12 protein-coding genes are annotated in these 14,215 nt (G+C 37.1%); 7 read left to right on the top strand and 5 right to left on the bottom strand.

Annotation, left to right across the window (positions count from 1 at the left end):
- Positions 1-15: 15 nt before the first annotated feature.
- Together E0Z07_RS03130 and E0Z07_RS03125 are read right to left on the bottom strand one after the other, a co-directional pair.
- Positions 16-345 (bottom strand): MerR family transcriptional regulator, encoded by a 330-nt coding sequence (locus tag E0Z07_RS03130; protein WP_006259638.1) that lies wholly within the window; start codon positions 343-345, stop codon positions 16-18.
- Positions 345-1,322 carry a M23 family metallopeptidase gene (locus E0Z07_RS03125; RefSeq protein ID WP_006259637.1) on the bottom strand — a complete coding sequence of 326 codons (978 nt, stop codon included), beginning with the start codon at positions 1,320-1,322 and terminating at the stop codon, positions 345-347. The genes E0Z07_RS03130 and E0Z07_RS03125 overlap by 1 nt, the downstream gene beginning before the upstream one ends.
- A 224-nt stretch (positions 1,323-1,546) precedes the next feature.
- On the opposite strand from E0Z07_RS03125, the gene alaS reads away from it, so the two are divergent.
- The 3 genes from alaS (at position 1,547) to E0Z07_RS03110 (ending at position 5,844) form a co-directional block, all read left to right on the top strand.
- Entirely contained in the window at positions 1,547-4,174 is a 2,628-nt protein-coding gene (gene alaS, locus E0Z07_RS03120) for an alanine--tRNA ligase (protein ID WP_131540263.1), read from the top strand.
- 78 nt (positions 4,175-4,252) lie between these two features.
- The gene (locus tag E0Z07_RS03115) at positions 4,253-5,209 is read left to right on the top strand and encodes a GSCFA domain-containing protein (RefSeq protein ID WP_131540262.1); all 957 of its coding nucleotides are present in this window, start codon (positions 4,253-4,255) and stop codon (positions 5,207-5,209) included.
- Positions 5,210-5,211: 2 nt separating this feature from the next.
- Positions 5,212-5,844, top strand: coding sequence for a DUF4230 domain-containing protein (locus tag E0Z07_RS03110; protein WP_131540261.1), 633 nt, complete (start codon positions 5,212-5,214; stop codon positions 5,842-5,844).
- On the opposite strand, the gene E0Z07_RS03105 is transcribed toward E0Z07_RS03110, so the two are convergent.
- The 3 genes from E0Z07_RS03105 to E0Z07_RS03095 form a co-directional block, all read right to left on the bottom strand.
- Entirely contained in the window at positions 5,839-7,590 is a 1,752-nt protein-coding gene (locus E0Z07_RS03105; RefSeq protein ID WP_131540260.1) for an aromatic amino acid hydroxylase, read from the bottom strand. The genes E0Z07_RS03110 and E0Z07_RS03105 overlap by 6 nt on opposite strands.
- 177 nt (positions 7,591-7,767) lie before the next feature.
- Positions 7,768-8,325 (bottom strand): DUF4136 domain-containing protein, encoded by a 558-nt coding sequence (locus E0Z07_RS03100; protein ID WP_131540259.1) that lies wholly within the window; start codon positions 8,323-8,325, stop codon positions 7,768-7,770.
- A 20-nt stretch (positions 8,326-8,345) separates the two neighbouring features.
- Positions 8,346-10,334, bottom strand: coding sequence for a urocanate hydratase (locus E0Z07_RS03095; RefSeq protein WP_131540258.1), 1,989 nt, complete (start codon positions 10,332-10,334; stop codon positions 8,346-8,348).
- 180 nt (positions 10,335-10,514) lie between these two features.
- Here E0Z07_RS03095 and E0Z07_RS18185 point away from each other — a divergent pair, with 180 nt between their 5' ends.
- The 4 genes from E0Z07_RS18185 to hemL all read left to right on the top strand — a co-directional run bounded on the left by E0Z07_RS18185 (position 10,515) and on the right by hemL (position 13,978).
- Positions 10,515-10,847 (top strand): hypothetical protein, encoded by a 333-nt coding sequence (locus tag E0Z07_RS18185; protein ID WP_131540257.1) that lies wholly within the window; start codon positions 10,515-10,517, stop codon positions 10,845-10,847.
- Positions 10,840-11,718, top strand: coding sequence for a 1-aminocyclopropane-1-carboxylate deaminase/D-cysteine desulfhydrase (locus E0Z07_RS03085; protein WP_131540256.1), 879 nt, complete (start codon positions 10,840-10,842; stop codon positions 11,716-11,718). Before E0Z07_RS18185 ends, E0Z07_RS03085 begins: the two co-directional genes overlap by 8 nt.
- A gap of 81 nt (positions 11,719-11,799) precedes the next feature.
- Positions 11,800-12,696, top strand: coding sequence for a glucosaminidase domain-containing protein (locus E0Z07_RS03080; protein WP_131540255.1), 897 nt, complete (start codon positions 11,800-11,802; stop codon positions 12,694-12,696).
- A 1-nt stretch (position 12,697) separates the two neighbouring features.
- Positions 12,698-13,978: a glutamate-1-semialdehyde 2,1-aminomutase gene (gene hemL / locus E0Z07_RS03075; RefSeq protein ID WP_131540254.1), complete on the top strand. Its 1,281-nt coding sequence runs from the start codon at positions 12,698-12,700 to the stop codon at positions 13,976-13,978.
- Positions 13,979-14,215: the final 237 nt, after the last annotated feature.

The following is a 14,215-nucleotide window of genomic DNA, read 5'->3' as shown; positions in this document are numbered from 1 at the left end:
TTGATTTTTTGTTATTTAGAGTTCATTTTTAATATTCAGTAGCGCTGTTTTGATTCCTTCGAGTTTCTGTATTATTTCGAAGTTATCCATAATGTCTTTTGCATTCTTCTTCATGTGTTCTTTAGCACCGTCTAGTGTGAATCCTCTTTCTTTCACTAAGTGATAGATGAGTTGAAGATTTTGCACATCCTGAGGTGTGAACATTCGATTTCCCTTTGCATTCTTTCTAGGTTTGATAATGTCAAATTCTTTCTCCCAGAATCGCAATAACGAAGCATTTACATCAAATGCCTTGGCAAGTTCGCCAATGCTATAGTATCGTTTATCAGGTAAGTTTAATTCCATTAGTCAAGTGATTGGTTTTCTTGGTTAGCTTCTTGTGATAGAAGTTCAAATTCTTTAGCAGAGATTTCTCCGTAGTAGTAATTCAGTGGATTGACTACGTTCCCTTGGTAGTGTACTTCATAGTGTAAGTGAGGACCAGAGCTACGCCCAGTACTACCTACATATCCTATGATATCTCCACGTTTAACAGACTGTCCAGCTCGAGCTTGGTACTTGCTTAAGTGAGCATATCTAGTAAGGTATCCATATCCGTGATCTATTTCGATTAGGTTACCATACCCAGATAGTTCATTGTTAGCACGGATTACTTTACCGTCTCCAGTAGCGTATATCGGAGTACCTACCTCTGCAGAGAAGTCCATACCAGCATGGAACTTCTTGATTTTAGTAAAGGGGTCACTACGATATCCGTATCCAGATGCCATTCTCTTTAGATCTTCATTCTTCACTGGCTGTATCGCAGGGATAGAAGATAAGAATTCTTCTTTCTTCTTGGCTAGTGCGATGATGTCATCTAAAGATTGGGACTGTATGGCTACTTGTTTCAGTAGTTGATCCATCTTCACATTCGTTTCTGTCAACAGCTTTTCGTTGTTAAGCCCTACGAATGATCTATATCTATTAATACCTCCTAGGCCAGACTTGCGTTGTTCATCAGGGATAGGCGCGGTATTAAAGTAAGCTCTATAGATATCGTTATCTCGCACCTCTAATTCGTCTAGTACCTCTGTGATCAGGTCAAGTTTCTTGTTTAGAAGAGTATAGTTAGTTTTGAATTCTGCTATTTCTCTAGCTTGTTTCTTTTCTTTAGGAGTTTGTAGGATATCACTATTAATTAAAAAGATTAATCCAAGCACTCCAAAAATAGCTGCTGTTAGTAAAAACAAGAGTATATTACCTATCTGTCTAAACTTTTTAGGGCGTATTTTAAGGAACGCTAATTTTTCAGGGTCGTAATAATATTTTACCTTAGCCATATTTTTAAAAAAACACTATTTTTGCACTATCTTTTTTGTATCTTATAAGAAGTGCTGTCATTGGTTAGCTAACAAATTTAAAAAATGTTTTCGTTATAATGATAGTTTAAGTGCCAAAGAGAATAAAATAAAAGCTAGTTATTCGTTAATTTATAATATGTTTAACAACTAACCGAATAACTTAATAATAAGAATATAAAAGAATAAATTAGTTTCCAAAGGATATGAAATCACAAGAAATTCGTCAGAAGTTTTTAAACTTTTTTGAAGAAAGAGGTCACATGGTAGTGCCTTCTGCTCCGATCGTTCTGAAAGACGATCCAACTTTAATGTTTAATAACTCTGGGATGGCCCAGTTTAAAGAGTATTTCTTAGGAAACGCCAAGCCTAAAAGTAACCGTATCACTGATACACAGAAGTGTCTTCGCGTGTCTGGTAAGCACAATGACTTAGAAGAGGTAGGTATCGATACATACCACCACACTATGTTCGAGATGCTAGGGAACTGGAGTTTCGGAGATTACTTTAAGAAAGAAGCTATCAATTGGGCTTGGGAATTATTGACTGAAGTTTATAACATCCCTAAAGATATTTTATACGTTACTGTATTTGAAGGTAGCGAAGAGGAGAACGTTCCTTTTGACCAAGAAGCTTATGATATCTGGAGTACCCTAATCGGCAAGGATCGTATCCTGATGGGGAATAAGAAAGATAACTTCTGGGAAATGGGAGATCAAGGACCTTGTGGACCTTGTACTGAGATTCACGTAGATATCCGTAGTGCTGAGGAGAAGGCAAAGATAGCGGGTAGAGAATTAGTGAATGGAGATCATCCACAGGTAGTAGAGATCTGGAATAACGTATTTATGGAGTTTAACCGTAAAGCGGATGGTTCGCTAGAGAAGTTACCTGCTCAGCACGTAGATACAGGTATGGGGTTTGAGCGTCTATGTATGGTGCTTCAAGGAGTACAGTCTAACTATGACACAGATGTATTCTCTCCACTTATCGCTAAAGTATCTGAGCTAACAGGTGGTAAATACACAATGAAAGCAAAAGATGATGAGGAAGAGAAGATTAATATCGCTATCCGTGTTATCGTTGACCACGTAAGAGCAGTTGCTTTTGCTATTGCAGATGGGCAGTTGCCTTCTAACAATGGAGCAGGGTATGTAATCCGTCGTATCTTACGTCGTGCTATTCGCTATGCATTTACGTTCTTAGATAAGAAAGAACCATTCATCTATGAGTTAGTAGAGGTGTTAAGTAAACAGATGGGAGCATTCTTCCCAGAAATCACTAGTCAAAAAGAATTAGTGAAAAACGTGATTAAAGAAGAAGAAACTTCTTTCTTAAGAACGTTAGAGCAAGGGTTACATTTATTAGACAATGTAATCAAACAAACAGAAGGTAAAGTAGTATCAGGAGTGAAGGCTTTTGAACTATACGATACTTTTGGTTTCCCTATTGACTTGACAGCGCTTATCCTTAGAGAGAAAGGGTATGAACTAGACGAAGCTGGATTTGACGCAGCAATGTTAGAACAAAAAACACGTTCTCGTGCGGCTTCAGAAGTATCTACTGATGACTGGACTGTATTAGTATCAGGAAATGTAGAGCAGTTCGTAGGATATGATCAGTTAGAGAATGAAGTGAAGATCACTCGTTATAGAAAGATTGATAGTAAGAAAGATGGTAAGTTATTCCAAATCGTATTAGATTCTACTCCATTCTATCCAGAAGGAGGAGGACAGGTAGGAGATACTGGAGTATTAGTATCTGCTAATGACACTATCCAAGTAATCGACACGAAAAAAGAGAATAACTTAATATTACATATCGTAAGAGAGCTTCCTGCTAATGTAGAAGGAACTCTAGTAGCGAAGGTAGATGTAGATGCTCGTAAGCAATCTATGGCTAACCACTCTGCTACTCACTTACTACACCAAGCATTGCGCACTATCTTAGGTACTCACGTAGAACAAAAAGGTTCGTTAGTAGCTCCTACGCACTTGCGCTTTGACTTCTCTCATTTCTCTAAAGTGACAGAAGAAGAGTTAGCACAAGTAGAGGCATTCGTGAATGATAGAATTCACGATCACTTGCCATTAGTAGAGCGCAGAAGTATACCGATGGCTCAGGCTATCGCTGAGGGTGCTATGGCATTATTCGGTGAAAAATACGGTGATGAGGTACGTGCTATTAAGTTTGGAGAGAGTATGGAGCTATGTGGAGGTACTCACGTAGGGAATACAAGTGATATCTGGCAGTTCAAGATCGTAAGTGAAGGGGCTGTAGCTGCAGGTATTCGTCGTATTGAGGCGATTACGAATAAAGCTGCTCGTCAGTTCTACGCAGAACAAGAAGATACATTAAAAGAGCTTAAAGCAGTATTAAAGAATCCACAAGATACCTTAAAAGCGGTAGTATCTCTTCAAGATGAGAATGCTAAACTTAAGAAACAAGTAGAGCAATTATTAAAAGAGAAAGCAAAGAACCTAAAAGGAGACTTAAAAGGTCAAATCCAAGAGGTAAACGGTATCTCTTTCTTAGCTGTAGAAGTGGACTTAGATGCTGCTGGAGCAAAGGACCTTGCATATGAGTTAGGTAATGAGTTCTCTAATCTATATGTACTGCTTGGTAGTGTAGCGAATGATAAGCCAATGCTGACTTGTTATGTATCTAAAGATATAGTAGAGAGCAAAGGTCTTAATGCAGGTACTATCGTACGTGAGTTAGGTAAACACATCCAAGGTGGTGGTGGTGGACAAGCGTTCTTCGCTACAGCAGGAGGTAAGAATCCAGCAGGTATGGCAGACGCTATCGCTCACGCAAAAGATTATTTGAAATAGTATTATATTTGTAATAATAATAGATAAAAAAAGATTCTCATATGAGAATCTTTTTTTTGTTCAAGAGTTCATCAGATTATGAAGTTTAGTACAGTAGTGCCTACTAAGGTAGCAAAGGATAGAATTAAATACGAGCATAAGATCTTATCTATGGGATCTTGTTTTGCTGTGAATATAAGTGATAAGCTAAAAGAGTATCAGTTCCAAAGTGTGGTGAATCCATTCGGTATTCTGTTTCACCCTATCGCGATAGAGCGCATATTAGAGTATGCGGTGAAAGGGCATGAATTTACAAGTGCAGATGTGTTCTGTCATAACGAGGTGTGGAGTAGCTTTATCGCACATTCTGATTTGAATGAATTAGAAGAAGAAGATATCGTGACGAAGCTGAGTGTAAAGTTGTTTGACTTACAGGTAGCTTTAAAAGAGAGCTCGTTTATGTATATCACTTTAGGAACAGCTTGGGTATATGAGCATATCGAGAGTGGAATGGTTGTTGCCAATTGTCATAAGGTAGCGCAGAGTAATTTCAAAAAGAGATTATTAAGTACTGAAGAAGTGAAGGTTAGCTTGTCTAAAATTATTACATTAGTACAAGCTATTAATCCGGATATACAGATTGTTTTTACAGTGTCTCCAGTGAGACATTTTAAAGATGGTATCGTAGAGAATCAGAGAAGTAAGTCAGTATTATTTACTGCCTTACACGATGTGTTAGATCAGCAAAGTGGAGATAAAATTAGTTACTTCCCTTCTTATGAGATTGTAATGGATGAGCTAAGAGATTATCGCTTTTATAAAGCTGATATGTTACACCCAAATGAGTTGGCGATAGACTATATCTGGGAGCGCTTTGTGACGACTTGGGTTCATCCTGATATGTATCCGATTATGCATAAAGTAGATGAGGTGCAAAAAGGACTGAACCATAGACCTTTTAACCCTACTGCAGAACAGCACTTAGCTTTCTTAGATACATTGGTAGCCAAGATAGATTACTTATTAGAGAAATATCCATTTATGAACTTTAGATAGTTATGAGAAAGTTATTGCGCGTACTCTTCGGTATATTTATAGTGCTCTTCTTTATGTTTGCAGGAGTTGTTTTGTATAACAGCTTTGTGAAGGGGGATAAAGATGATATGCAATACAATACAGCTCTAATCCAAGAGCAGTTAAAAAACGTGAGTAAATTAGTGGTGACAGAAGCTACTTTCTCACAAGTAATGACGTATAAGGATCAGCAGAAGTACTTTTTAAATATGCTTTCTTTTGATAAAAAGGCTGTGGTTATTATTAATGCGAAGGCTACAGTGTCTTATGATTTGAGTCAACTTCAATATCAGATCGATGAGAAGAATAAGGTAGTGCAATTAATATATATACCAGAAGCGGAAGTAAATATATATCCTGACTATAAAATACTAGATGTAGAGCAGAGCACTTTCAACCCTTTTAAAGGAGATGACTACAATAAGATTAATGCAAAAGTGAAGAAAGACTTAGAAGATAAAATAGAAAAGTCCACTTTAAAATCGAATGCGGAGAATCGACTTATAAGTGAACTTTCTAAAATATTAATAGTTACCAATACTCTAGGTTGGAAACTAGAGTATCAAGGTAACGTTATTCAAAGTGATAAAGACTTGGTATTAGATATGGTTTTATAAGCTTTTTAGAATAATATCTATACCGTCTTTGATTAAATGAGCTACTTCAGGTCTGTTTGTTTGAACAGATTTAAGGTGGCTCATTGCTTTTTCAGCTAATACTGTATTTGAAGCTTTTTTAGCTAATTCCAGTATTTCTACTGTAAGTAACCAATCAGAAGGGTATTCATTGATTAGAACATCTAGTACGTTGTTTAAATCAGTTGTTTTACTCTCTTCTCTCATGGTTCTAACTTCTTGGTAGAAGTTTTCAAGCTTTATTTTACTCTCGTCTCTTTTTGCTTTTATTGTTTGGCTAGAAGGAACATGATTGATTAGATCAAAACTATGGTAGTCAGCAGGCCCTGAGAAAGCAGAGATCACATGAGCACCAACAGCCATATCATAAGTCCCCCATTCTGGTTGGAATAGTACTTCATCATTGTGCTTCACTGTACAGTCACTAAAACTAATCAGAATAATCTTACCATGTATATTGCGAATACCTGTGATATTAGTTCCAGACACAGTGATACCTCCTTCGAACTCTAGAGTTACTGGCTTGCCTTCATATAAGTTATAAGCTTTTAGATCTCTAGGGCTCATATCTTCTATGGCAAGGTTGATTCCCTTTAAACGACCTAATGCAGTACCAAAACCATGTGGATGAGTCTCTGTGCCGTGTCCTACTAATTCTTTCTCTCTATAGGCTAAAGCTGTTTTGCCTGTTGTCTGTACATAAGCAGGTTTGCCTTCGTGTTCGATTACACGTGTAAATACACCTGATATCTGTAGACCTGTATTCAGTTCTATCGTACCTAAGGCTTTAGAGTCTATTAGTTTGTTTATTCCCATTAAGCCTCCTTTTCTTAAAGCCATCTTATTCGCAAACTCTTCTAATACTTCACTTAGATAAGCAAAGTCTGGAGTCACGTATAGCTGAGGTTGAGGTTTAGTGATATCAAAGCCTTGGTATGCAGCTTCTATGCTGTAAGGAAGTTTTTTTACATTATCAGTCATACACCATGCACTCTCTCCGATAGAAGATAATAAGCCTGCTCCGTATATCTTAGGGTTATCCGTAGTACCGATTAATCCATACTCTACTGTCCACCAGTGTAGATTACGGATAAGTGCCATCTCAGAAGGTTCTTCTGTTATACCTTGTAAATAATCTACCTGCTCTTCTGCCTTTTTGATTTCTTCAGGGTCTACACCCTCAGCCTCTTTTAAGATAGACAGTAAGCGGATAGCTTCATATATCTCATAGTCTCTGCCAGAAGAAATAGCCTTACAGCCTATCTCTCCGAAGCGTCTCAGATACTCAGCATACTCAGGGTTAGCGATAATAGGAGCATGTCCTGCCCCTTCGTGTATAATGTCTGGTGCAGGTGTGTATTCTATATTCTCTAATTGTCTAATATCTGATGCAATAACAAGTACTTTATACGCCTGAAACTCCATAAAGGCATTCGGTGGTATAAAGCCATCTACTGCTACAGCAGCCCAACCTATTTCTTTTAGTATTCTATTCATCCCATACATACTAGGGATGCTTTCTATAGAAATACCTGTTTTAGCTAGACCGTCAAGATATGATTCGTGAGCAACTTTAGATAGATAATCAACATTTTTACGCATAACGTATCGCCACACAGCTTGATTAATAGGTGTATAATCCTGATAACTCTGTGGTTTGATAAATTGTTTTAAATGCTGTGGCAATCTTTCGATCAAGTCGTTACTTTCATATTCTTGTGTTTTCATAAATGAAATTTGTTATTGTTTGTCGTAAATATAATAAAAACAATGGACGATAGGTACTCAGAATACCCTATTATTGTGTTTTTAATCGAATCATTAAGAGAATTCTTTGGAAAAGTATAAAAGAACAGAGGCTCTCCTGTAAGGGAAAGCCTCTGTGTATATCATCTATAGGAAGAATTATTTCTTCTCTAGCGTAGGAGGGAACTTAGATAATATCTTTTCGATAAACTCATGTATTCTCTCTTCTTTTTTCTCTGGAGTAGGTGCATTGTCTAGGTATCCTGTTCCTATTCCTTGCCAGATTAAGGCTTTTTTCTTTGTATCTAGAACGTCTATATAAAGTGTCCCCTCTATAGAAGTAGACACTGTCGTATTATTAGGTCCCCAATATGGTCCCCATCCCCAACCGTAGTATCCGTAAGGAGAATAGAAGTTGTTATGGGTAGTCACATTGACTTGTTTTGACGCTTTAGTGAAAATATTAATAACAAAATCAGGATTGCTACTAGCTTTTGTAAAACCTTTTGCTGTAAGATTACTATCAATAGCAGTTAGAATTCTCTTCTTGTCTAAGTCATTAATCGTTGCTTGATCAATACCTTCTTTAAAGAAAGCATACGTTTTGTATTGTTCGAAGTCTACAGCTTTATCATAATCAGCTGTTACTTTAACGCTACTACATGATGCTATAAATAACATCAATAGAGCTAGTGGTAATAATTTAATAGCTTTCATGAGTGAAATTGTTTTAATTGTTATTTCAATAAGTTTTCATCTACTATATTTGGAATAGTTACTTTTAGAAGTGGTTCTACTTCCATCGCTCTTTTTATTGCAAAAATAGCTTCGTCATTTCTAGCCCAGCTTCTTCTAGCGATTCCATTATTAACATCCCAGAATAGCATTGATTCTAATCTTTTTTGTGCTTCAATAGTACCATCAAGTAACATACCAAAACCACCATTGATTACTTCTCCCCATCCTACACCACCACCATTGTGGATAGATACCCAAGTAGCTCCTCTGAAGCTGTCTCCGATAACGTTATGGATAGCCATATCAGCTGTGAATTTAGAGCCATCATAGATATTAGACGTTTCTCTATATGGAGAGTCTGTACCAGATACATCATGGTGATCTCTTCCTAATACTACAGGGCCTATCTTACCTGCTTTAATAGCGTCGTTAAATGCTCTGGCGATATTAATTCGTCCTTCTGCATCCGCATATAAGATACGAGCTTGTGACCCTACTACTAGTTTATTCTCTTGTGCACCTTTTATCCAACGGATATTATCAGCCATCTGTTGTTGTATTTCTACAGGCGAGTTTTTAATCATCTCTTCTAATACCTCACAAGCGATCTCATCTGTTTTGGCTAGATCTTCTGGCTTACCAGATGTACATACCCATCTAAATGGTCCAAATCCGTAGTCAAAACACATTGGCCCCATAATATCCTGTACATAACTAGGGTATTTAAAGTCGATATTATTAGCTGCCATAACATCAGCTCCTGCTCTAGAGGCTTCTAATAAGAAAGCATTTCCATAGTCAAAGAAATAAGTTCCTTTAGCTGTGTGTTTATTAATAGCGGCAGCTTGTCGTCTTAGAGACTCTTGTACTAGTTCTTTAAACTTAGCTGGGTTATTAGCCATTAAGTCATTTGCTTCTTCAAAAGCAACGCCTACTGGGTAGTATCCTCCTGCCCAAGGGTTGTGAAGAGAGGTCTGATCAGAACCTAAGTCTATGTATAAATCTTGTTTGTCAAATTCTTCCCATATATCCACTACGTTACCTTGGTATGCGATAGATACGATTTCTTTATCCTCTTGTGCTTTTTTAACGCGAACGACTAGGGCGTTGATATCAGTTATTACTTCATCTACCCATCCTTGAGAATGTCTAGTATGTACTGCTTTAGGGTTTACCTCTGCACATACCGTAATACATCCTGCAATATTTCCAGCTTTTGGTTGAGCACCACTCATTCCTCCTAATCCTGAAGTCACAAACAGCTTACCTGCTAATCCTTCTCCGTTTTTAGCTATTTTTCTACCGCCGTTTAGCACTGTGATTGTTGTCCCATGTACGATACCTTGAGGACCTATATACATATAGCTACCTGCAGTCATCTGACCGTACTGTGTCACACCTAACGCATTGAACTTTTCCCAATCATCCGGTTTCGAGTAGTTAGGGATCATCATACCATTGGTCACTACTACACGAGGTGCGTTTTTATGAGAAGGGAATAGTCCCATAGGATGACCAGAATACATTACTAATGTCTGCTCGTCAGTCATCTCTCCTAAATACTTCATCGTTAGTAAGTATTGAGCCCAGTTAGAGAACACAGCTCCATTACCTCCGTAAGTAATTAACTCATGTGGATGTTGAGCTACAGCATAGTCAAGGTTGTTTTGGATCATTAGCATGATTGCCTTCGCTTGTAGACATTGTCCAGGATATTCATCTATCGGTCTAGCATACATCTTGTAGTCCGGGCGTAGACGGTACATATAGATTCTTCCGTACTTTTCAAGTTCTTCTTTGAACTCAGGGATAAGTGTACTGTGGTTCTCACTTGGGAAATAGCGTAGCGCATTCTTAAGGGCTAATACTTTCTCATCATCAGATAAGATTTCTTTTCTCTTAGGAGCGTGGTTGATAGATAAATCATACTCTTTCTTAGGAGGTAACACAGTCGGTATCCCTTGTAAAATATGTTCTTGAAAAGTCATTTTTATAATTTTTTGTTTGTTATTAATTTTTATTTAAATACTAGTGAATTAGCCAAATCATTAACTATTTTTGCTACGTTGACGCTTTATTACACTAGCTGTAGTAAAACTGATGGGAAGATAGTAATAAACTTGGATAAAATTAATATCTCGATTATTAAAAAGTTCTAAAAAAAGAGAGTGGTAATTGTTTGTAAATATTTAGTTCCTAAAGGATATCAGGGAATAACATTGTTTCCCTTTATTATTTTAAGATCAGCAGAATCTAAAGGAGATCGTTATTTACTAAATCATGAACGCATCCATCTAAGGCAACAAATAGAACTGTTGATTGTGTTATTTTATCTTTGGTATGTTTTAGATTTTGTGTGGCGTTATTTTCAGACTAAGGATGTGAAAAAGGCATATCGTAAGAACCTGTTTGAGAGAGAAGCGTATCAATATGAACACAATCTTGACTATTTAAAAAGGAGAAGACTTTATTCATTCTTAAGAAATAATACTAATGTTTGAGAGCGAGAATGTATATAATGAACAATTAAAAGTAGAATTGCCTAGAGGGATTACTATTTTTGTCAAGAGAGAAGATTTATTACATGAAGAAGTATCAGGTAATAAGTTTAGAAAATTAAAGTACAATATTTTAAAGGCGCAAGAGTTAGGATATAGTAAGCTTTTGACATTCGGGGGGGCATATTCTAACCATATAGCGGCTACTGCCGCGGCAGGACGTATCTGTGGAGTAGAGACGATAGGTATCATTAGAGGTGAAGAGCTAGAAAATAACTACGCAGGCAATCCAACACTAACGAAGGCAGTAGAGGATGGAATGACGCTTGGTTTTATGACGCGCACAGAGTATAGAAGTAAAGGAGAGGTAGAGATCATCGATAGACTAAAAACTAGGTATGGAGATTTTTATTTAGTACCAGAAGGAGGAACGAATGCAGAGGCAATAAAGGGAACAGAAGAAATATTAAAAGAAGGTGATGAGGCCTTTGATTATATCTGTACAGCTGTAGGAACAGGAGGGACGATAGCGGGTATTATTAACAGTTCTCATCAGAATCAAACCATATTAGGCTTTCCTGCCCTTAAAGGGAGCTTTTTATATGAGGATATTCGTAAGTTTGCTACTAATGATAATTGGGACTTAGTCTTAGACTATCACTTCGGAGGATATGCTAAGTACAATGAGGAATTGCTGTCATTTCTAAGAGAACTCTATAGACTGACAGGCGTTTTGTTTGATCCTATTTATAATGGTAAGATGATATACGGGGTGTTAGAAGAGATTAAGAAAGGAAGATTTAAGGATAATAGTAAAATACTTGTAATACACACTGGTGGCTTGCAAGGTTGGAATGAAAAGATAAATATTTAGCAATAGTAATGTATGTATAGAAGAATCATTTTTTTTATTTGTATGGTCTTTCTTGTTGGGTGTGCTAGCAAGAAAACTCCAATGCCTAAGAGTAAGGCTCTAACTACGAAGAGATATCCTGCTCCTACTGGAAAAAAAGTAAAAGAAAAAGAACTCGTGTCTAAGTCTGAGTATAGAGATAAACTTCAGAAAAATGAAGTGGATAGAAAAAAAGAAGAGAAGAAGAGAAGCTCTAGTGAGGTCTTAGAAGCTACCTCTAGACTAAGTGTGACGACTGATATGATACGCGACTATATACTTACATATAAAGATGTTGCAAAAGATAATATGACGACATACGGGATCCCTGCTAGTATTAAATTAGCTCAAGGGGTGTTAGAATCTGGCTCAGGACAAGGGACACTGAGTAGAAATGCGAATAACCACTTCGGTATTAAGTGTCATCAAGGATGGGACGGTGAGTCTGTACGCCATACAGATGATGCACCAGACGAATGCTTTAGAAAATATAGCAATCCTAACGAATCTTATACAGACCACTCTCTGTTCTTAACGAATAGAGGGCGTTATAGCAGTCTGTTTTTATTAGAAAAGGATGATTATGAAGGATGGGCAGTAGGACTAAAGAGTGCTGGGTATGCTACTGACCCTAGATATGCTGAGAAGTTGATCAGTCTTATCGAACGATATGAACTGTATAAATACGATGCTGAGGTGCTAAATAAGACTGTGACAGGGCCTAGACCTAGAACAATAGCTACAACGACTGATAAACCTAGTGCAGTAACGGAAACTAAATCTACATCGAAGTCTTCTCAGTCTAGTGCTAAAAGTAAAGGGACGGTACATGTAGTGAAAAAAGGTGATACATTATACTCTATCTCTAAGAGATATAATACGACTGTAGCACAAGTACAGAAAATGAATAAATTAACAGGAACAAACCTTTCAATAGGTCAAACTTTAAAAATAAAATAATATGTTATACCAAAGAAGTAGTAAGCTTTTTGCAGAAGCTGAGAAAGTGATACCAGGAGGAGTTAACTCTCCAGTACGTGCTTTTAAATCTGTCGGAGGAACTCCTATCTTCGTTAAAGAGGCTAAAGGAGCATATTTATACGATGAGGATGGTAATAAACTTATAGATTATATTAACTCTTGGGGACCTATGATCTTAGGACATGCTTATGAGCCAGTAGTTAATGCTGTAGTCGAAAAAGCAAAACTAGGGACTTCTTTTGGGATGCCTACAGAGATAGAGACACAGATAGCTGAGCTAGCTGTATCTATGGTACCTAATATTGATAAAATTCGCTTTGTGAATTCTGGTACAGAAGCCTGTATGAGTGCTATTAGATTAGCTAGAGGGTATACAGATAGAGAGAAGATTATCAAATTTAAAGGTTGTTATCACGGGCACTCAGATTCATTCTTGATTTCTGCAGGAAGTGGAGCTGTTACTTTTGGTTCTCCTAACAGTCCTGGTGTAACTGCAGGTACAGCAAAAGATACTTTATTAGCAGATTATAATAATCTGAGTAATGTAGAGTCTATCCTAGAAGCAAACAAAGGAGAAGTAGCTGCGATCATCATCGAGCCTGTAGCGGGGAATATGGGATGTGTACCTCCTGCAAAAGGATTCTTAAAGGGATTAAGAGCGTTATGTGATAAGCATGGTACGTTATTAATCTTTGATGAGGTGATGACAGGCTTCCGTCTAGCGAAAGGTGGAGCACAAGAATTATTTGGTGTGAATGCCGATATCGTTACTTTTGGTAAAGTGATTGGTGGAGGATTGCCAGTAGGGGCTTTTGCTTCTCGTAACGAGATTATGAATTACCTTGCACCAGTGGGGCCTGTATACCAAGCAGGAACACTATCTGGTAATCCATTAGCGATGGCAGCTGGTCTTACGATGTTACAAGAAATTAATAAAGATGCTGATTTATTTAAGCGCCTTGAAGAAAAGACAGCATATTTAGAAAAAGGAATGCGAAAGGTATTAACAGATAATAATGTAGCCTATACGATTAACCGTGTTGGATCTATGATCTCTGTATTCTTTGACGAAAGAGAAGTAGTTGATTTCGAAACAGCAGGGTATGGTAATAACGATACGTTTAAGAAATTCTTCCATGGATTATTAGCAGAAGGAGTATATATCGCTCCATCATCGTATGAAACGTGGTTTATTACTGACGCATTGACTTATGAAGATTTAGATTACACGATTAATGCAGTAAATAAAATTTTCTCTTAAGCGAATTATTGCAATTTCAAAATACAGATCAATAACCTATTCTTTCCATAGAATAGGTTATTTTTTTATCTGCTATTTTGGGAGTTATCGCATAGTGGTCGCATAGTGATGGGATAGTGGTCGCATATTTTTGCCTGTTTTTAATGCAATCACTATGCTATAAGTGTCTTATCATTATGTTATGATAGGTATCTATGAGGACTAAATGAGATATTGTGTAGACTGTAGTGAGATGTT

Source organism: Myroides odoratimimus, assembly GCF_004337635.1.
Classification (GTDB): Bacteria; Bacteroidota; Bacteroidia; order Flavobacteriales; family Flavobacteriaceae; genus Flavobacterium; species Flavobacterium odoratimimum.
Note: the sequence above shows the minus strand (reverse complement) of the source record. Positions and strands in the feature narration are given on the sequence as shown.